This is a genomic window from Rhizobium sp. USDA 4016 (assembly GCF_056279705.1).
In genome coordinates this window covers 1,652,669-1,671,706 of sequence record NZ_JBWCCY010000004.1, presented here as the reverse complement: position 1 = coordinate 1,671,706, position 19,038 = coordinate 1,652,669, and the positions used below count along the sequence as shown (strand labels likewise).

20 protein-coding genes and 1 pseudogene are annotated in these 19,038 nt (G+C 61.8%); 9 read left to right on the top strand and 12 right to left on the bottom strand.

What is annotated here, in order from left to right:
- The first annotated feature begins 21 nt into the window (after nucleotides 1–21).
- Entirely contained in the window at nucleotides 22–276 is a 255-nt protein-coding gene (locus tag ACZ9DP_RS23390) for a transposase (protein ID WP_476203734.1), read from the top strand.
- Nucleotides 277–329: 53 nt separating this feature from the next.
- Here ACZ9DP_RS23390 and ACZ9DP_RS23385 read toward each other — a convergent pair whose 3' ends face one another.
- Complete coding sequence (locus tag ACZ9DP_RS23385) at nucleotides 330–983, bottom strand: alpha/beta hydrolase (RefSeq protein WP_476203733.1); 654 nt, start codon at nucleotides 981–983, stop codon at nucleotides 330–332.
- 395 nt (nucleotides 984–1,378) lie between these two features.
- Here ACZ9DP_RS23385 and ACZ9DP_RS23380 point away from each other — a divergent pair, with 395 nt between their 5' ends.
- Nucleotides 1,379–1,864 carry a VOC family protein gene (locus ACZ9DP_RS23380; protein WP_476205463.1) on the top strand — a complete coding sequence of 162 codons (486 nt, stop codon included), beginning with the start codon at nucleotides 1,379–1,381 and terminating at the stop codon, nucleotides 1,862–1,864.
- Complete coding sequence (locus ACZ9DP_RS23375; protein ID WP_092587333.1) at nucleotides 1,861–2,082, top strand: DUF4287 domain-containing protein; 222 nt, start codon at nucleotides 1,861–1,863, stop codon at nucleotides 2,080–2,082. The genes ACZ9DP_RS23380 and ACZ9DP_RS23375 overlap by 4 nt, the downstream gene beginning before the upstream one ends.
- 153 nt (nucleotides 2,083–2,235) lie before the next feature.
- On the opposite strand, the gene ACZ9DP_RS23370 is transcribed toward ACZ9DP_RS23375, so the two are convergent.
- Complete coding sequence (locus tag ACZ9DP_RS23370; protein WP_476203732.1) at nucleotides 2,236–2,562, bottom strand: GYD domain-containing protein; 327 nt, start codon at nucleotides 2,560–2,562, stop codon at nucleotides 2,236–2,238.
- 431 nt (nucleotides 2,563–2,993) lie between these two features.
- Here ACZ9DP_RS23370 and ACZ9DP_RS23365 point away from each other — a divergent pair, with 431 nt between their 5' ends.
- Nucleotides 2,994–5,000 (top strand): ABC transporter ATP-binding protein/permease, encoded by a 2,007-nt coding sequence (locus tag ACZ9DP_RS23365; protein WP_476205462.1) that lies wholly within the window; start codon nucleotides 2,994–2,996, stop codon nucleotides 4,998–5,000.
- Nucleotides 5,001–5,181: 181 nt separating this feature from the next.
- Here the strand turns inward: ACZ9DP_RS23365 and ACZ9DP_RS23360 are convergent, their stop codons facing one another.
- The 9 genes and pseudogenes from ACZ9DP_RS23360 to tnpA all read right to left on the bottom strand — a co-directional run bounded on the left by ACZ9DP_RS23360 (nucleotide 5,182) and on the right by tnpA (nucleotide 13,630).
- Nucleotides 5,182–6,315, bottom strand: a complete 1,134-nt coding sequence (locus ACZ9DP_RS23360; protein ID WP_476203731.1) for a DUF1501 domain-containing protein — start codon at nucleotides 6,313–6,315, stop codon at nucleotides 5,182–5,184.
- 226 nt (nucleotides 6,316–6,541) lie between these two features.
- Nucleotides 6,542–7,573, bottom strand: coding sequence for an IS110 family RNA-guided transposase (locus ACZ9DP_RS23355; RefSeq protein ID WP_476201518.1), 1,032 nt, complete (start codon nucleotides 7,571–7,573; stop codon nucleotides 6,542–6,544).
- A gap of 129 nt (nucleotides 7,574–7,702) precedes the next feature.
- Nucleotides 7,703–7,858, bottom strand: a pseudogene (locus tag ACZ9DP_RS23350) (DUF1501 domain-containing protein); the annotation flags it as partial.
- 9 nt (nucleotides 7,859–7,867) lie between these two features.
- Nucleotides 7,868–9,391, bottom strand: a complete 1,524-nt coding sequence (locus tag ACZ9DP_RS23345) for a DUF1800 domain-containing protein (protein ID WP_476203730.1) — start codon at nucleotides 9,389–9,391, stop codon at nucleotides 7,868–7,870.
- Nucleotides 9,392–9,501: 110 nt separating this feature from the next.
- Nucleotides 9,502–9,855, bottom strand: coding sequence for a DMT family protein (locus tag ACZ9DP_RS23340; RefSeq protein ID WP_022715110.1), 354 nt, complete (start codon nucleotides 9,853–9,855; stop codon nucleotides 9,502–9,504).
- Between the two features lie 143 nt (nucleotides 9,856–9,998).
- Nucleotides 9,999–10,382 (bottom strand): YciI family protein, encoded by a 384-nt coding sequence (locus ACZ9DP_RS23335; protein ID WP_074068555.1) that lies wholly within the window; start codon nucleotides 10,380–10,382, stop codon nucleotides 9,999–10,001.
- Nucleotides 10,383–10,916: 534 nt separating this feature from the next.
- The gene (locus ACZ9DP_RS23330) at nucleotides 10,917–12,167 is read right to left on the bottom strand and encodes an MFS transporter (RefSeq protein WP_476203729.1); all 1,251 of its coding nucleotides are present in this window, start codon (nucleotides 12,165–12,167) and stop codon (nucleotides 10,917–10,919) included.
- 187 nt (nucleotides 12,168–12,354) lie between these two features.
- Entirely contained in the window at nucleotides 12,355–13,014 is a 660-nt protein-coding gene (locus ACZ9DP_RS23325; RefSeq protein ID WP_476203728.1) for a dihydrofolate reductase family protein, read from the bottom strand.
- A gap of 157 nt (nucleotides 13,015–13,171) precedes the next feature.
- A complete protein-coding gene (gene tnpA / locus ACZ9DP_RS23320; RefSeq protein WP_476203727.1) occupies nucleotides 13,172–13,630 on the bottom strand; it encodes an IS200/IS605 family transposase in 459 nt (152 codons plus the stop codon).
- A 36-nt stretch (nucleotides 13,631–13,666) separates the two neighbouring features.
- On the opposite strand from tnpA, the gene ACZ9DP_RS23315 reads away from it, so the two are divergent.
- From ACZ9DP_RS23315 to uvrB, 5 genes are all read left to right on the top strand, one after another.
- Nucleotides 13,667–13,822, top strand: a complete 156-nt coding sequence (locus ACZ9DP_RS23315; protein ID WP_476203726.1) for a helix-turn-helix domain-containing protein — start codon at nucleotides 13,667–13,669, stop codon at nucleotides 13,820–13,822.
- Nucleotides 13,819–13,989: a hypothetical protein gene (locus ACZ9DP_RS23310; protein WP_476203725.1), complete on the top strand. Its 171-nt coding sequence runs from the start codon at nucleotides 13,819–13,821 to the stop codon at nucleotides 13,987–13,989. Before ACZ9DP_RS23315 ends, ACZ9DP_RS23310 begins: the two co-directional genes overlap by 4 nt.
- Nucleotides 13,986–14,441, top strand: a complete 456-nt coding sequence (locus tag ACZ9DP_RS23305; RefSeq protein WP_476203724.1) for a hypothetical protein — start codon at nucleotides 13,986–13,988, stop codon at nucleotides 14,439–14,441. The genes ACZ9DP_RS23310 and ACZ9DP_RS23305 overlap by 4 nt, the downstream gene beginning before the upstream one ends.
- Complete coding sequence (locus ACZ9DP_RS23300; RefSeq protein ID WP_476203723.1) at nucleotides 14,386–14,910, top strand: RNA-guided endonuclease InsQ/TnpB family protein; 525 nt, start codon at nucleotides 14,386–14,388, stop codon at nucleotides 14,908–14,910. Before ACZ9DP_RS23305 ends, ACZ9DP_RS23300 begins: the two co-directional genes overlap by 56 nt.
- A 62-nt stretch (nucleotides 14,911–14,972) precedes the next feature.
- Nucleotides 14,973–18,047, top strand: a complete 3,075-nt coding sequence (gene uvrB, locus ACZ9DP_RS23295) for an excinuclease ABC subunit UvrB (protein ID WP_283072232.1) — start codon at nucleotides 14,973–14,975, stop codon at nucleotides 18,045–18,047.
- A 294-nt stretch (nucleotides 18,048–18,341) separates the two neighbouring features.
- On the opposite strand, the gene ACZ9DP_RS23290 is transcribed toward uvrB, so the two are convergent.
- Nucleotides 18,342–18,947, bottom strand: a complete 606-nt coding sequence (locus tag ACZ9DP_RS23290; protein WP_028739613.1) for a J domain-containing protein — start codon at nucleotides 18,945–18,947, stop codon at nucleotides 18,342–18,344.
- Nucleotides 18,948–19,038 lie beyond the last annotated feature (91 nt).

Below are 19,038 nucleotides of genomic sequence, written 5' to 3'. Positions count from 1 at the left end.
GACTCCGTCACCACGCGGTTTATGAGAGTTCCAGGTGTCGGATACGCGACGGCATTGAGCTTCAAGGCTGCAGTCGACGACGATCCGGGCCGCTTCAAAAGCTCGCGGACCGTGGGAGCCCGCTTCGGGCTCCCGCCGCGGCGTTTCCAGTCAGGTGAGAAGGACAATCCCGGCCGTCCTCGAATGCTGCGACGCTCTGCGCTGCCGCTAACGAGGGAATTTTGCGACAGAGATTTCCTAAAAATTCAGCACCGTCGGTTTTTGGCGCGAAAATAAGGAATTTCGCTGCACGGCATGTCGTATTGGGGTGGATTGCAGTCGTTGGTTTGTCAAACCTGAGCTAGCAATATCTCGGTCAGAGCCTCGGGCTCCAGCCGTGCTACATTGTGCCCGCAATCGAGGGCAAAGGTCGACCACTCCGGCTCGCCGTTTAAGCGTTGATAAAGGTCAAGGAACGGACTTCCTTCCCATCCAAATGCGCCGATGAAGGTCTTGCGCGGCACTTCACGCCAACGTCCGCTGAGATTGATTGATTGGAGAAACGTCCCAATCGGATGCGGTCGGCATCGCGGGTCAAGATTGGGAGGCGGCGCGCAAGTTAGTCCGTCAGCCTTCGCGCCCGCGACGAAGACATCTCGAAAACGAGGCGTCGTCAGGGACCAGACAGAGTCACCGGAATCAGGCACATAGGCGTCTACATAGACCAACGCCCGGATTTGCGATGCCGCAGCATCAGCTGCGCCGCTCACGACCATCCCGCCGTAGGATTGTCCAACAATCACCAGGTCGTCGCGATGCGACTTCACAGCACTAACGACCTCATCTATGTGATCTTCAAGATTGGCCGTTGGGGCGGGAGCATCGCCGAGCCCCGAAAGAGTGATCGGTAAGGCTTTGTGCCTGTGCGCAGTAAGTATATCTGCCACCTTTTGGTAGACCCAACCGCCCTGCCAGCCTCCGGGTATAAGGATAAAGGTGGCCATATTATTCATCCCTGATTTTGACGCCTACGGAGCTTCGACACCTCTTTCGCCGAAATTAAGACCACTGTGCCGGCTGACTGTGCTGAGTGTGCGTAAAAGGCGCCGAAAGCGGTCATTGACCTTTCGCAGAAGTCCCCGATTAAAACGACACTTGTTTTCCTGACTTTTACGACATCGCAGAATAGGGAATTCTGCAACGGTCGCAATGGCCGCTCTTGGCGCGCAAGGCGGCCGAAGCTGCCTGTCGGCCCGAGGCGTTTGGTCCGCGCAAGACGAGAGGGGTTAAAAGAGAGCAGCGATTTTGATCATGATGTCGGATCGGGGGCGGCTGGTGCGTCATCGTATCATCAGGTCGGGCTCTCGATTTGAAGGACAACGACCAGGAGAACGACGCGATGTCTAAGAACACCATTTGTCTATGGTACAACAAGGACGCTGAGGAAGCCGCCCGCTTCTATGCCGACACCTTCCCAGACAGCAAGATCGGAGCCATCATCCGCGCGCCCGACAAATACCCCGACGGAGAAGAGGCAGACGTGTTGGTCGTCGAGTTCACGGTGGCGGGTGTCGCGTGCATCGGATTGAACGGCGGCCCCACATTCAAGCACAGCGAAGCCTTCTCATTCCAGATCAGCACCGAGGATCAGGAAGAAACAGATCGCTATTGGAACGCCATCGTCGGCAATGGCGGTCAGGAAAGCGAATGCGGCTGGTGCAAGGATAAGTGGGGAATATCCTGGCAGATCACACCTCGCATTCTAATGGACGCGCTTGCAGCAGGTGGCGAACAAGCAAAGCGCGCATTCGACGCGATGATGACGATGAGGAAAATCGACGTAGCTGTGATCGATGCGGCACGAAAAGGGGATGACGCGCTATGACCACCGAGAAGATCAAAGGACCTGCTTCCTATTTTCCATCAATCGAGAAGAAATACGGCCGTCCTATCGATGACTGGCAAGAGCTCGTGCGAAAGCACTATCCTGCGAAGCACATGGAACTTGTCGGTATGCTGAAGAGCGAACACGGAATGGGCCACGGTCATGCAAATGCGGTCGTGGCGCACACTCTCGCGGAAGACAAGCAGCCAGCCTCTTAAACGGAGTGTGGTGCGAGGCGAAACGTCTTGTCTGCTTCCGGCCCCATGCGGACCCTTATTGCCTCCGGCGCAATTCACAGAGAGATTGCGCCGGGGACGAGACAGGCGCGAAGCACTCGTCTTCAACATGGATGGGAAGCATTGGGCCGCCGCCTACGCTGCCGGGGGACGATATCGAATCGACTTCGCCTTTTCCAAGGCTTCGATCGTATCCTCGACGCTGAGGAGGACAGTGGTCTCAACAGAGCTGAGCGCGCCTCCTGCGCCGATAGCAAGCGCGACAGCCGCCATCGATGCGTTATCAGGCGCCTCCCACAGATTCCAACCATCATGCTCGCCAAAGGCGTACCAGAACCCATGGAGCTTTCCGCCCACGGATTCGATATAAGTACGTGCCGCCTCTCGGCGATCCTCGGGGTTTTCGATCATGCGCGCCCACGTCTCGGGCGTGTAGCTGAAGCGCGTGAGATACATGGCCATGGCTTACCTCCTCCGTCAGAACAACAGTTAACGCTCAAGCCGGGGAGAACGCCAGCCATTTCCAATGTGCGGAACAGGCCTCCCTGCCTGTTTGGTTCGCAAAGAGGCAAAGTATGGCACGTGTCGCGAGAGCGAGGGGATGTCGCGGGAAGCCGCCTTACATTCATTGAGGACGTCATAACTACGGGAGGAGCGGTACCCGACGCCTACCGGACGGCAGCCGAAGAAAGGGCTCAAGTTCTTGCAGTTGTCTTGCCGGGCGTGGTCGTTGTGCCCGAGCCTCCCCTTCTCAGCATCCACGCATGCCGACTTGGAGAATGCGCAATGTGGCGTGGCGTCCCGGTGCCTTGTGAGTTCTCGACACGCCCTCCGATGCCATGTTCGACACTGGCATCATGAAACCTTTTGATTTTTACGCCGTTGTCGTGCGTATGACCGACGCTAAATTCAATCCGAAATCGGTCGACGGCACCAACCCGCACGGTGCCGAGACGTCGCGCCAAGAGAAGGCATCGACTGTGGAGGTCGCGCCGCCCCCAAATGTCATCGAACCCGATACAGAGTTGACGCCTGAGGAGGCCGAGCAGGCGCGCAAGAGATATTTGCTAACGCGTTTCTGGATCAGCGCGCGCGGTTACTGGAGCCGCGGCGGCGACAGCCTCGCGTGGCCGTGCTCAATCGGGCTATTGACCCTGATCGGCATCAATGTCGGCTTTCAGTATGGAATCAATGTCTGGAACCGCGCAATTTTTGACGCCATAGAGCAACATAATGCCCGCACCGTATATTTTCTGAGCGCCGTATTCCTGCCACTGGTGCTCGGAACCGTCGTCCTCGTCGTTGCACAAGTCGCCCTTCGTATGACGATTCAGCGCCGCTGGCGTTGCTGGCTCACTACCGCAGTCATCGCGCGCTGGCTCGCAAACGGCCGTTACTATCAGTTGAACCTCATCGGCGGCGACCACAAAAACCCCGAAGCGCGCGTCGCGGAAGATTTGCGGATTGCCACCGAATCACCCGTCGATTTCATCGCGGGTGTCATTTCCGCATTTCTGTCTGCCTCGACCTTCATCGTGGTGCTTTGGACCATCGGCGGAGCCCTCAGTCTGACAATCGCAGGTTCGACCGTCGCTGTTCCTGGCTTCCTTGTCATCACCGCGGTACTCTATGCCGCGATCACATCGAGCTCGATGGCGGTCATCGGCCGCCATTTCGTCCACGTCTCTGAGGTCAAAAATCAGGCGGAAGCCGAATTTCGCTACACGCTGACGCATGTACGGGAAAACGGCGAGAGTATCGCATTGCTCGGCGGTGAAGAGGAGGAGCGTAACGACGTCGAGAAGACGTTCGCCAAGGTGCTCAGGCAATGGGCGCTCCTTGCGCGCCAACACATGCGCACAGCGCTTGTGTCGCAGGGATCGAGCTTGTTTGCGCCAGTCGTGCCGGTTTTGCTTTGCGCTCCAAAGTTTCTCGAAGGCAGCATGACCCTTGGACAGGTGATGCAGGCTGCCTCTGCCTTCGCCATCGTTCAAAGCGCGTTCGGATGGCTGGTCGACAACTACCCCCGTCTCGCCGATTGGAACGCCTGTGCACGCCGCATCGCTTCGCTGATGATGTCGCTCGACGGGCTCGAGCGCGCGGAACAGAGCAACGCCTTGGGACGCATCAAGCGCGGTGAAACTGAAGGCGATACGATGCTCAGCCTGAACGATCTCTCCGTGTCACTTGACGACGGCACTGCCGTGGTCAAGGAAACCCAGGTCGCGATCGAACCCGGCGAGCGGGTACTCGTAGCCGGAGAATCCGGTTCAGGCAAGAGCACGCTCGTGCGGGCCATCGCAGGTCTTTGGCCGTGGGGTGACGGCAGCGTCAATTTCCACGCCGACAGACGACTGTTCATGTTACCGCAACGGCCCTATATCCCTTCCGGGACGCTTCGCCGTGCGGTCGCCTATCCCCGCGCCGCCGATAGCTGGACGCTGGATGAGATCAAGGCGGCCCTCGAGAATGTAGGACTTGATTATCTGAACGACAAGATCGAGGAGGACGCGCCATGGGACCAGACGTTGTCGGGTGGCGAAAAGCAGCGGCTCGCCTTTGCGCGTCTCCTGCTACACACTCCCGATATCATCGTGTTGGATGAAGCAACGTCAGCACTCGATGAGAAGAGTCAGGACAAGATGATGGAGATGTTGATTTATGAATTGCCGAAGGTCACCATCATAAGCGTAGCGCATCGAGCTGAGCTCGAAGCCTTCCATAGCCGCAAGATCACATTGGAGCGGCGCGAGGGCGGCGCAAAGCTTGTCAGTGATATTGATCTTGTCCAGCGCAAGAGAAAACGGAACTTGCTGTTGCGCCTTTTGGAGAACCGGCGCTCCCCACCGAAAGGACGCACGACCTCGAGTAACGCGGCGCTGCCCCAGAATAGAAATTGAAGTCCGCCTTCCTTTGTTGGCGCAAAGAGAGCCTTCCTGCGCTCAATGCCGGGGCGGGCTGGATGCCGGTGACAAGCACAGGCATGAGCGAAGGCAATAGGCATACCTCCGTGGGCATCGATTGCAGCAACAAACCCCGGCAGGAGCTAAGGACACCTAACAACCTGACGCACGGCCTTCATCACGCCTTCAAAAACTGCGAGCCCTTGTCGAAGCTCAATCCGGGGAAAATCTTGCCCGTCAGGTCCCCGGCCGTCACGTCGAACTGCCGGTAGAGCATCGCGGCGGCAATCTCGCGCACGTCGGCCGTCGGCATCAGGTCGCGGTCGTCGAGCAGTTTGCCGGCGCCAATGCCGGGCCATTTACCGAGAATGCGTCCGCCATGGATCGCCCCGCCCGCCAGCACCGCGCAGCCGCCGGTGCCGTGGTCGGTGCCGCCGGAGCCGTTCTGACGCACGGTGCGGCCAAATTCCGTCATCGCCAGCACCACGGTCTTCGACCAGACCTCCGGACCGAGCGTCGCTTTCAGTGTATTGATCGCCTGTGACAGATCCTCTACCGGCCGTTTGAACTGCCCAGTCTGTGCCACATGCGTATCCCAGCCGGTGATCGAGAAGCTCGCGATGCGGTAGTCGCCCTTCAGCATATTGCCGGCGAGCGTCGCAACGTCGGCGATCTTCTCGCCGCGCTTGCCGTCCGGCTCGGTGATCATCGCCGCATTGTTCGCGCGCGTCGCCTCTTCCATCGCCTTGGCAAAGGCCGGATCGCCGGCATAGAGCCGCATCAGGAACTGCATCTCGTCCTTCGCCGTTCCGAGATTGGAATCCGAGGCCCAGACGTCGACATTGTTCGGGCCCGAAAGGATCAGCTCCGTCGAGGTATTCACGTCGATCGCCTTGCGGGCATCCGAGCGCGGGATCACCGAAAGCGCCCGGTTCAGCCAGCCGGTCTTCTCCTCGGCCACATGTTCGCCGCCCGATTCCAGCATGTCCTGCCCGTCGAAATGGCTGCGCTGGTCGCGATAGGGCGTCGAAACCGCATGCACGAAGGCAAGCTCCCTTCTCTTCCAGAGCGGCATCAGGTCGGCCGCCGCCGGATTGAGCCCGAAATGCCCGTCGAGGTCGAGAAGCCCCTTATCCGGCGTCAGCGCCAACGTCGGCCTCAGCGCCGCAAAAGCTACGTCGCCGTAGGGCTGCACGAGGTTGTCTAATCGCGTTCCCTTAGTCAAGGTCGTCTGGGCACTCGCCATCTTGCCGTGTTGCAGAATAGGCAACGCGGCGTGAATGGACTGTTTGGATCGGGCCTCAGCGGCCATATTTTCTTCAGAGCTGTCCCGCGCCGGGAGCAGGGTTGTCTCCGCGGTCGACAAATGGTCGCCGCACAATGGGTCTTCGCAGGTAGGATCTTCCTATGTCGAGGGCGCAGTCTCGAACGAGCTGCAGCCCAGTGCAACGGAATGATCGAACCCACGTCCGCAGCAGGGGACGCTCAGTGCCTCAAATCAGATTTGACGCGCTGAGGGAAGAAGGCTGACACTTCGCTTATGCGGTGGCGCCAGCCAATGTGTTGAATACCTCTCCTGTTTTGAGCATGCTGTGCATGATGACCGCAAGCTTACGCGCGACCGCCACCGCAGCGCGCTTGAAGCCCAACCGCTCCCGCAGCTTAAGCCCCCAGCTCTTGAGACTGCTGTCGTTCCTGGCGCTGGTTCTTGTGAGGATCACCGTCGCCGCTTCATAAAGCAGTCCCCGCAGGTGGTTGTCGCCTCTTCGCGAGATGTGGCCATCATAATCGACCTCGCCTGACTGGTAGCGCCGCGTTGTAAGCCCGAGCCAGGCGCCAACCGAGCGCGACGTTCGGAAGTTGTCTGGATCTTCAATCGCGGCGACATAGGAGACCGCCGTGACGGCGCCGATCCCCGGGATCGTCATCAACAGCTGCGTGGCCTGGCTCTCCCGTGCCGCTGCGAGCAGCTGGCGATCAAGATCGGCGGCGCGCTTGCGGATGTCGCGCCACGCCTCAAGCAGAGGCAATATGATCCGTGCCAGGCCGTCATTCCCATCCAAGAGCTCCCGCACATTGCCATCAAACACCCGACCTTTTCCGTTGGGGACGATAAGACCGAACGTCTTCATCAGGCCGCGGATCTGGTTGCTGAGCTGGGTTGAGATGCTCAAGAGCTGATTGCGAGCCCCGACCAGCGTGCGCGTCAGCATGCTGTCGAACGATTTTACCCGAACCGCCTTGTAGAAGCCGGCTTCGGCCAGCTGCGCCAAGCCATCCGCATCATTGGCATCGGTCTTGTTGAGCGTCTCGTCCAATACCTTTTGCGCGTGCCGCGCTTCAATACAGATCGCCGGAATCCCCTCCGCCGTCAGTCCGTGATAGAACCACGTCGACAGCGGCCCCGTCTCGAATACGACGCGCCTGGCGTTTGGGGCGTGCTTGCGGATCATCTGCGCTAGAAGTTTTGGATCCGAAGGACACTTCCCCCGCCAGATCCGCTTCCCGTTTTCTCGGATCGAGATCGCGGTATCTTTCAATGAAACATCAAGCCCGATATATTGGTCCATGGTTGCTCTCCGTTCGATGCCTTGGGCCCGGTTCCAATCGTGAGCCCGTTTTTCCATCATATCGGGGGCAACCACCCCCGCCAGCCATCATCGTATAAATGGCTGAGGGTGATCGCGCCGCGATTACTCCATGTCGAGGCCGTCCATCGCGCCGCGCAGCACGATGGTTACGAAGCGGCTGTCGCCGGGCATGGCGGCGAAGGTGACCGGCGTGAAGATCGGAACGGCAGCAAGGCAACAGGCGGAAGCGAGAAAGCCGCGGCGGGAAAGCGTAATCTCGGTCATGACCAGCTCCTATCGGCGGTTGAATTCGGGGGAAGCAAGAACCAGCGTCAGGCCGCTGATCTTGCTCGGCGCCTGCGAAACCACGCGGATCGTCTCGTCGCGCGCCGCATCGGCAAGCGTCGACCTTAGGAATTCGCGCGGATCCTCGTCCTTGCCGAACTGGGCGCAAGCGCGCCGCGCCCAGGCAAGCCGCTCGGCAAGCTGGCTCGCCGTTATCCAGGCGGAGAAATTCTCCTCGAAGCCTGCGGGGCTCGGCGGCAGCCAGGTCGGCTGGCCCATACGGCGAAGCGCACCCTGCCCCAGCGCCCGCCCCGTCTGGAAAGCCTTGCGCCGCTTGGACTTGGCTTCATTGACAGGATCGGGCGCCATTGCGCCCGCATCGCCGCCCATGGCATTGTCCTGTCCCGCCATGTCCTTCGACGGCGCCATCACATCGTCGTCGTCTTCCTGATCGGCCTTCATGAAGTCGCCAGCAATACCGTTACCGCTGCCGGCGTTCAGCGCCCGCAAGCCCGTCACTACATAGTCGAACGGCTGGCGCGCCTTCGCGCCCTCGGCGCGCCACGCTGCGGGATGGTCGAGCATTGCGCCATAAACGGCCGTGAGGTCGCCGTCCGTCCGTTTCCAGACATCCGCCATCGCCGTCACCATCTCCTCCGGCGGCTGATCGGAGATGAAGTGAGCCGCGAGCTTGCGGCTGATATGCTGCGCCGTCTTCGGATGGACAGCGAGATCGTCAAGCAGCGCCAGATAGTCTTTCCGCGACCGTTTCGCGCCGCCATAGCTGACACCGAGAACCGTATGTCTGCCGGGCTCCGAAATGCCGGGACGGAAAGCCGCGTCCATCTCCTCGCGATCGATCGTCAGCCCGGTCAGCACCATCGCCGCGGCGCGCACGTCGGCCTGCGTGTAGCCACTGCCCGCACCCAGCGTATGCAGTTCCAGCAGTTCGCGGCCGAGGTTCTCGTTGAGACCCTTCTTCTGCTTCATGCCGCGGGCCGATTCCGGCCCCTGGGATTGCGCTTGATCGAGATAGATGAGCATCGCCGGATGCTCCGTCGCGACCCGCAGCAGGTCGCGGAACGATCCGCCGATACTGGGCCGGATCGCCTCCGCCTCGTAAAGCGGCACGATCATCCGCATCGGCAGGCTTTTGTTCGCGCTCGTCGAGAAATGATTGGTCCAGAAGGTCGCAAGCCGCTCGTAGAATCCGTTCGGCGAAAGCACGGCCTGCATGAGCCGCGCGTTGGCGTCGCGCTGGAACCCCTGCTGCACCTGCTTCTGGATCGCTTTGCGCCTTTTCCGGCGCAACTCATCGTCGCTGCCGCTCTGGCGCAGCTCCCGGAGCCGGTCCTGCAGATCGACAATCTGCTGATGGCGTCCATCGATGCCGCCGGCCGGAAAAGACGGCGCGCGCAGTGCGGCGTCCTTCACCTGACCAAGCAGTTGATCCTTGTTCTGCGGCGGCGCCTCGCCCGGCCGGGATCCATAGCCGAACCGGATCGCCGCCATCGTCTGGAAAGAGAGGCTCATGACCGGTCACCTCCTGATCACTGAATGGTGACAGCCTCCCAGCCAAATGCGTCAGCAATTCGGTAGATTTCCCGACATGGACTCTTTGTAATCCATTAGTAAGGTAGCGTTCATGCGCGGAAGATGAAGGAGGCGCCGACGGCGATCAGCGCAAAGCCGATGGCGTGATTCCAAGTCAGGTTCTCGCCAAGCCAGAAAACCGAAAAACCGGAGAAGACCATCAGCGTGATCACCTCCTGCATCGTCTTCAACTGCGCCGTCGTATAGACCGCCGAGCCGATACGGTTCGCTGGCACCGCCAGGCAGTATTCGAAGAAGGCAATCCCCCAACTCGCGACGATGGCAAGGGCGATCGCACTGCCCTTGTGCTTCAGGTGCCCGTACCAGGCAAAGGTCATGAAGATGTTTGAGGCGAAAAGCATGACGACAGGCCAGATGGCGGCGGGGCTTAGCGAAAAATACATGGGCGAATCCGATGGGAGAAAACTAGCGCCAGCTTGTATCTCCAAATAGCCATGGCTCAAGGGGCCATGGCGACATGCCGCAGCCCCTCCCCACCGAAGACGCCGGTATAGCGGTGCGAATGCCACCGCCGACAGCTCGGGCGCTAACCCTCGTCCTCCGATGCCAGTGGCGCACCAGGGAGATAAAGCGAGATCGGCCGGATTTCATAGACCGCGGAGGGATTGGCGCGGCGCAGGTCGCGCGCTGCGGCGACGGCTGCCTCAAGCGTTGGATAATCCACGACGTAGAAGCCGAGCAATTGCTCCTTGGTTTCAGCAAAGGGGCCGTCGGTGATCATGCCGGCACCCGTCCCCCGCAAGGTCACGGCGCGCCCCGTCGGGCCAAGCCGCGCAGCCGGTCCCAAATGCTTCTCCTCGACGAGGCGATCATTGACCTGGAGCAGTTCGCTCATCAGCGCTGCATCCTCCTCTTTGGTCCAGGATTCGACCACTTTCTCTTCGTGATAGGCCAGGATGGCGTAAAGCATGGAATGTCCCTCCTTGTGTCATTTTCCGCCACTCGAACGTCATTGCACAAAATCCTCACAGTCCAAGCGGATTCGACTGAAGCCAGAAACTGAATGCATGCGTTGATTACATAGGATGGATACCTGGCGAGCAAGTTCGCCCGATTCAAATACTGCGGTCCTGTGGCCAAAAACCCGTCCTATCGCAAGCCACCCAACAATAGATCATAATACACTGACAGGTTGCGATCGATTTATTCCAAATCGCCGTGAGATATGGATTGGCAGGTGAAGGAAGACAATGACCAGATTTTCGACCGATGCTGTGGTGCGCTTCGCTCGATCCGAACCGGGCGACGAGCAGGAACGTTCAGCCGAACGTCAGCATCATGACCGGCAGCAGAAAAGCGAAATTGTCAGTGGAAGCCATCAAACCCTCGCGGCCGGACGCAATAGCTGATCTCCGCGCGAAAAACATTAGCGTCGGGCGGTTAAGAGGGGCCCATGGCAAGACGACGAGGAAGCCGGCGCACATCGCGCCAGGTCCCTCGTCGTTCAGCTGTGCAAAACGCCCTGCGGCGTTTCGGCCTCCTCCGTGGCGAAACGCACGTTCTTCTTCTCGTAGCCGAAGCCGGAAAGAAGCGCGACGGCTACCGCCACCGCGCTGGCGACGATCAGCAGCGCCGTCGCATAGTCGCCGTTCCAGCGCGCCGCGAGCCCCGCCTGCATCGTGGCGTTGCCGGAGGCAAGCAGGTTGCCGAGCTGGTAGGCGAAACCCGGGAAGGTGCCGCGCACCTCGTCGGGCGACAGCTCGTTGAGATGCACCGGCACGATGCCCCAGGCGCCCTGCACGAAGAACTGCATCACGAAGGCGCCGACGGCGAGCAGCACCGGCCCCGGCGCATGGACCCAGATCGGCGCAACGGGCACGGCAAGCAGCGCGGCGATGACGATCGCCCGCTTCCGTCCGATCCGCTGCGATAGCTGGCCGAAGAACAGCCCGCCGCAGATCGCGCCGATATTGTAGACGATGGCGATTGCGCCGGTCGTGTAGCTGTCGTAGTTGCGTTGCATTTCCAGGAAGGTCGGGTAGATGTCCTGCGTGCCGTGGCTCAAAAAGTTGAATGCCGTCATCAGCAGCACCGACCAGACGAACAGCGGAATGTTTTCCCTGAGGATGGTGAGGAACGGCCGCCGTCCCTCCGCCTGCCGCTTCAGGAAGACCGGGCTTTCGGCGACATTGCGGCGGATATAGAGCACGAGAAGCGCCGGCAGCGCGCCGACGAAGAACATGCCGCGCCAACCGATCACCGGAAAGAGCAGGAAGAAGACGATCGAGGCGACGAGATAGCCGGAGGGATAGCCCGCCTGCAGGATGCCGGAGACGATGCCGCGGCTCTCCTCCGGCACGGTCTCCATGACCAGCGAGGCGCCGACGCCCCATTCCCCGCCCATGGCGATGCCGTAGAATGCGCGCAGCACGAGGAACATGGTCAGGCCCGTCGAGAATCCGGTCAGGAATTCGAACAGCGAATAGAGCAGCACGTCGGCCATCAGCGTCACGCGCCGCCCGAACCTGTCGGCCGCAAGCCCGAAAATCAGCGCGCCCACCGCCCGCATCGCAAGCGTCAGGAAGATCGCCACCGAAACAGCCGGGACGTCGGTGTCGAACTCCTCGGCGATATGCTTGAGAACGAAAACGAGAATGAAGAAATCGAAGGCATCGAGCGTCCAGCCGAGATAGCTGGCAATGACGGTGTTGCGCTGCTGCTGGCTGAGCGCGCGCAGGCTTTCCAATGCGGACATTATGCTTCCTCCGTCCGAAAGCGGCGGCGAGGCGGGCAATGTCCGGATGCCGTCGAAGAGAGGTTGGCCCGGAACCGGGGTTGCCGGATGGCAACGCCGGACAACGGCAGCACTCCTGCCCTTGTTCCGCGCCTGCGACAGTTTGACCGCTACAAAGCACCGGCCTGGCCGGCCGCGCCCGTTCGCCTCAGCTCAGGTTCCTGCGCCGCTCAAGCTCCGCCGCGGTGGGCTGTTCGAATTCGAATGAGCCGGTGACGACGTCGCCGTCGCGGACGTATTTGTTGATCGTGACGCCGGATCCGGAGGCCATCGATCCGACGAGTTTCAGCGCGCCCGCAAAGGCACCGTCGCCGAACAATTTCTTGCCCTTCCCGAGCACGACCGGAAAGAAGAAGACATTGATTTCATCGACCAGGTCGTTTCTGAACAGGGTCTGCAGAAAGTCGGTCGAGCCCTGTGTCAGAAGATCCGGCCCATCCCCGCTTTTCAGCGTCCTGAGTGCGCCGACCACGTCGGCCCCGAGCACCCGGCTGTTCTGCCAGCTGAGCTTGAAGTCCGGATTGCGGGTCGCGACATATTTGGTGATGCGGTCGAACAGCGGGCCGATCGGGTCGTCGGCAGCGACATAGGGCCAATGCGCGGCGAAAATATCGTATGTCTTACGGCCGAGCAGAAGATCGAACGGCCGGGCGAACATCTCGCCCACGGCCTTTCCCATCGCCGCGTCGAAATAAGGGGCAACCCAGCCGCCGTACTTGAAGCCCCCGACGGGATCTTCGTCTGGGCCGCCCGGGGCCTGCATGACGCCGTCGAGACTGACAAATGCACCGGTGATGATCTTTCTCATATCTGCGTTCCTTAGTGGCGCCAGTGGCCCGTTAGATGCCCCCGTTACATGCCCCCGTTACATGCCAAGGACGTGGGGCAGTTGTCCGCGCCGACAACGGCCGGGAAAAATGGCCCGGGAAAAAATTGATCGGCACTATTCACCAAATCCGAACGATTCATCGTGAACCTCGCGGGATACCCCGGCGTTCGGGCCGGGGAGGAACGCGAGAGCGGCCTTGGGCCGCTTGCCGCTGGGATTTGACATATTCGGCGATCACCGAGAGCGGTGCGCCGCCACAGCTTGCCGCAAAGGAGGACGGCGACCACAAAACGCCCTTGTGGTAGCGCCCGGTGATTTCCGGGCGGCTCTCGCGCAGACGTCGGCTGGATACGCCTTTGCGGCTGTTGACCAGCTTCGACAGGGCGATCTTCGGAGGGTCATGCACCCGCAGGTGAACATGATCGTCCTCGCCGTCGCATTCGATCAATTCGGCCTCGAAGTCGCGACACAGCTTGGCGAAGATGCGCCGCAGGTCGCCGATTGCCGGTTCTGACAGAACGTCACGGCGGTATTTCGTGACAAAGACCAACTGACCATGGAGCATGTAGACGACATGCCTGCCGGTGCGATCCACGGTTGCGCTCCTTGGAGCAATTGATAGAATCGTAACATGATCCACCGCGCTTTTCGCTACAAGCTCGCTCCGACCGCCGAACAGGAAGTCCTGTTGCGGCAGTTCGCGGGGGTTGTGCGGCTGGTCTATAATCTGGCGCTGGAGCAGCGCAGGGACTGGTGGCGGCATTACCGGCGGCCGGGAACCGCTTGAACGACATCGCCCAGGCGCGGGAATTGACCGCACTGCGGGCCGCGTTCGACTGGATTGCCGCCGTGCATGTGACGCCCCAGCAGCAGGCCCTGCGCGATCTGGATAAGGCGTATGCCAACTTCTTCGCGGGGCGCGCGGATATCCCTCACCCCGCAAGAAGGGCGTGAACGGCGCCTTCCGCTTTCAGGGGCGGGAGATCGAGGTCAAGCGCCTGAACGGCAAGTGGTCCGCCGCGCGCCTTCCCAAGATCGGCTGGGTGAAGTTCCGCGACACGCGGCGCCTGCGTGGCAAGACCATGAATGTGACGGTGAGCCTGGCGGCGAACGGCTGGCACATCGCCTTCGCCTGCGAAATCGACCATGCCGTCCCGCAAAACGATTTGCCCGCCGTGGGGATCGACCGGGGCGTGGCGAACACGCTGACGCTTTCGACCGGGGAGCATTGGTGGATGCCTGCCGGCCTTGCGGAGATCGAGCCCAGGAAGCGCAGGGCCCAGCGCGTCCTGGCGCGGCGCAAGCGCGGGTCGCGTCGCCACGCGAAGGCCCCGCCGCCGCGTTGCAGCCTTGCAGGCCCGTGCTGCCCGCATCCGGCAGGATTGGCGGCACAAGGCCAGTCTTGATATCGCCCGTCGCTTCGCAACGGTCGTGCTGGAAGACCTCGCCACGCGCAACATGACGCGCAGCGCCAGGGGAACCGTGGACGCGCCCGCAACCAACGTCTGCCAGAAGGCGGGCCTGAACCGGGCGATCCTCGAACAAGGCTGGCACGGCTTTGAAACCGTGTTGGCCTACAAGCTCGAAGAACGGGGCGGATACCTGTGCAAGGTCGATCCCCGCCACACCTCGCAGACCTGTTCGGCCTGCGCAGCCGTGGACAGGGAAAGCCGCGAAAGCCAAGCGTCTTTCCGCTGTTGCCAATGCGGCTTGCGCGCCCATGCCGACCACAATGCGGCAATCAACATCCTGCGTCGGAACACGGCGTCTATGATCGTGGAGGAAGGGCAGCGGCTCTCCGTTGAAGCGATAACCATCGGCGGAGCTTCGCGCCCCCTCGGAAATCCCCCGCTTTCAAACGGGGGAAGATGTTAATCGTTTCCCTTTTGTACTCTTTGCCTCTTCCCTTTAGCGCTGACTCTCTCCATATTCCGCGCATGGCCAAATCGACGAAGAAATCCCCCGCCCCGAATGGCTTCGAGGAAGCCCAGCAGTCGTCCATTGAAGGCGCTCCATTGGAGGGCTCCGTCGCCGACTGGGTGAAGCAGCTCGAGGCCGATGCCGAGGCGTCGAGCGTCGAGACGCAGCGCGAGTTAGCCTCCAAGGCCGGCAAGCACCGCAAGAAGGTGGAGATCGCCGCCTCGAAATCGGCGCGCGGCACCTCGATGGGCGGTTCGACCGATCCGAAGACTCGCGCCGCCGCCGGCCTCAATCCGGTCTCCGGCATGGATACGACACTGGAGGAGGCCTCGCAGCTTTCGGCCGGCACCGCCGTCACGGCCACGGTCGAAGCGCTTTCGGCGCTCATCGAGTCCGGCAATCCGCTGCACAAGAACGGCAAGATCTGGACGCCGCACCGCCCGGCCCGGCCGGAGAAATCCGAAGGCGGAATCACCATCCGCATGGCTTCGGACTACCAGCCCGCCGGCGACCAGCCGGCCGCCATCAAGGACCTCGTCGAGGGCCTGGTAAACGGCGATCGCTCGCAGGTGTTGCTCGGCGTCACCGGCTCGGGCAAGACCTTCACCATGGCCAAGGTGATCGAGGCGACACAGCGCCCCGCCGTCATCCTGGCGCCGAACAAGACGCTCGCCGCCCAGCTCTATTCCGAGTTCAAGAACTTCTTCCCGGACAACGCCGTCGAATATTTCGTCTCCTACTACGACTACTACCAGCCGGAGGCCTACGTCCCGCGCTCCGACACCTATATCGAGAAGGAATCCTCGATCAACGAGCAGATCGACCGCATGCGCCACTCGGCGACACGCTCGCTGCTGGAGCGCGACGACTGCATCATCGTCGCCTCCGTCTCCTGCATCTACGGTATCGGCTCGGTCGAGACCTACACCGCCATGACCTTCCAGATGTCGGTCGGCGACCGTCTCGACCAGCGCCAGCTGCTCGCCGATCTCGTCGCCCAGCAATACAAGCGCCGCGACATGGATTTCCAGCGCGGCTCGTTCCGCGTCCGGGGCGACACGATCGAGCTCTTCCCGGCGCACCTCGAAGATGCCGCCTGGCGCATAAGCATGTTCGGCGACGAGATCGACGCCATCACCGAGTTCGACCCGCTGACAGGCCAGAAGACCGGCGACCTGAAATCGGTCAAGATCTACGCCAATTCGCACTATGTCACGCCACGCCCCACCCTCAACGGCGCCATCAAGGCGATCAAGGAGGAGCTGAGGCTCCGCCTCGCCGAGCTGGAAAAGGCCGGCCGCCTGCTGGAGGCCCAGCGCCTGGAGCAGCGCACCCGCTACGACATCGAGATGCTGGAGGCCACCGGCTCCTGCGCCGGCATCGAGAACTATTCGCGCTACCTGACCGGCCGCGCCCCCGGCGAGCCGCCGCCCACCCTCTTCGAATACATCCCTGACAACGCCCTGCTCTTCATCGACGAGAGCCACGTCACCGTGCCGCAGATCGGCGGCATGTACCGCGGCGACTTCCGCCGCAAGGCGACGCTCGCCGAATACGGCTTCCGCCTGCCGTCCTGCATGGACAACCGCCCGCTGCGCTTCGAGGAATGGGATGCGATGCGCCCGGACACCGTCGCTGTCTCCGCCACACCGGGCAGCTGGGAGATGGAGCAGGCCGGCGGCGTCTTCGCCGAACAGGTCATCCGCCCGACCGGCCTCATCGACCCGCCGGTGGAAGTCCGCTCCGCCCGCTCCCAGGTCGACGACGTGCTCGGCGAAATCCGCGAGACTGCCGCCAAGGGCTACCGCACCCTCGTCACAGTACTCACCAAGCGCATGGCCGAGGACCTCACCGAATACCTGCATGAGCAGGGCGTGCGTGTCCGCTACATGCATTCCGACATCGACACGCTTGAGCGCATCGAGATCATCCGCGACCTGCGCCTCGGCGCCTTCGACGTGCTGGTCGGCATCAACCTTTTGCGCGAGGGCCTCGATATCCCCGAATGCGGCTTCGTCGCCATCCTCGACGCCGACAAGGAGGGATTCCTGCGCTCCGAAACCTCGCTGATCCAGACGATCGGCCGCGCCGCGCGCAACGTCGACGGCAAGGTCATCCTCTATGCCGACACCGTCACCGGCTCGATGAAGCGCGCCATGGAGGAAACCAGCCGCCGCCGCGAAAAGCAGGTGGTCTACAACGAGGAACACGGCATCACCCCGGAATCGGTGAAGGCCCGCATCTCCGATATCCTCGATTCGGTCTACGAACGCGACCACGTCCGCGCCGACATCTCCGGCGTCTCCGGCAAGGGTTTTGCCGACGGCGGCAACCTCGTCGGCAACAATTTGGCTGCTCATCTCAACGCGCTGGAAAAACAGATGCGCGACGCTGCCGCCGACCTCGATTTCGAAAAAGCCGCCCGCCTCCGCGATGAAATCAAGCGCCTCAAGGCCGCCGAGCTGGCGGTCATGGACGACCCGATGGCCCGCGAGGAGTCAAGGGCGATGGAGGGCGGACGTAAGGATGCTTCAAGGCTCCGGTCTTCGACCTCCGCGCCTCAGCATGGGGGTGGAGCAAGCCGTGCCGCAACTGGCGCCAGCAGAAGCCCTCATGGTGAGGAGGCTCAAAGGACCGTCTCGAACCACGAGGGCGGGCGTGGAACCTCCTCCTTCGCCAAACCCAGCCTCGACGACATGGGACCCGGCACCGACACCGCAATACCGCTCTTCCGCAAGCCCGATCTGGATGAAATGGGCCGCGACATCGCCGAACCCGCGAGGAAGCCCCTTTTCCGCAAAAACACCCTCGACGAAATGACCGTCGGCCGCACCGAAAAACCGGTCACCGGCAAGCTGCCGATAAAGCCGGATGCCGCGAAGAGCACGAAGCCCTTCTCACCGCTGGAAGAAGGCCAGCCGGAACGCGCCGACGCGCCCTCCTCTCCGTCATCCTCGGGCTTGACCCGAGGATCCAGTGACGACCCCCGCCCCCTCGTCCGCGGCAAAACGGGCGCCGGCTCCTACGAGGACCCTGCGGATCAGAAGCGCAAGGGCCGGACGAAGGGCAAGACCGGGCGTCCGGGCCACTGAACTTCCTCCCCATCCCAGGTTCGGTCCGGGATCCAGCCACCGGGCGTCGGCGCGGTGAATGACCCTTTTTCTATGCACCCTTCAGCCAAGCCACTGATCGATGTGCAGCACCTTGTCGGAAGTCGTTGTCGATCACGACATGCGAAAGCAGCTTCCGACCGACGGTCCATAATGCGCGCATATGATCCGTATCCTCATGCCTGCGATGCGCCTGCGAGGATCGATATCCAGAATTGGGCGTTAGCATGGATCCTCGGGTCAAGCTCGAGGATGACCGAGAGCTGTGGAGCGCCCCTACTCCGCAGCCTCCCCCCGCCGCTCCGTTACGGTCACCATCGCCACCATTTCCACCTCATAGGAATACCCCTCGAGCATCTGATAGGCATGCTCGATCGCCTCGATCTGGCCTTCCGCCTTGCGGATGGCGTCGGTGATCGACTGGCTGCGGGCGCGCAGCATGGAGCCGAGCACGTCGGTTTCCGGGCGACGGCCGAGGCGGTCGATGTGCTGGCGCACGCGGTTGCGGTGGCGCTCCAGCTCCAGGATGTGGAAGCGGTTCTTGACGATGTCGTCGGAGAGTTTTCTGCGCATGGCCGCCACCGCGTCGAAGCTGCCGGGCTCACGCTCGTCGAGGATGACGTCGTTGACGAGCTTTTCCAGCATCAGCACGCCTTCGAGGTCCTTGGGGTCGGCAAGCTGCGGATCGTAGCCAGTGTCGTCGTAGACGCGGCGGCGCACCGGGTCCTTCAAGAGTTCGTAGGCGGTCTGCAACCGGCCGAAATGCTCCGCATCGCCGCCCGAGTCGGGATGCGCGGTCTTGGCGGCCTTGCGCCAGGCGCTGCGGATCGCCTGCTCGCCGGCGTCGCGGTCAAGTCCAAGCAAAATATAGGGATCGATCAAACCGCCCACCTGTCCTTTAGCATTCACCTGTCCCCACACCCGTGACCTACCCCCTCGGCCCTCCGGCATCAAGCCCGAAGCACCCGCGCCC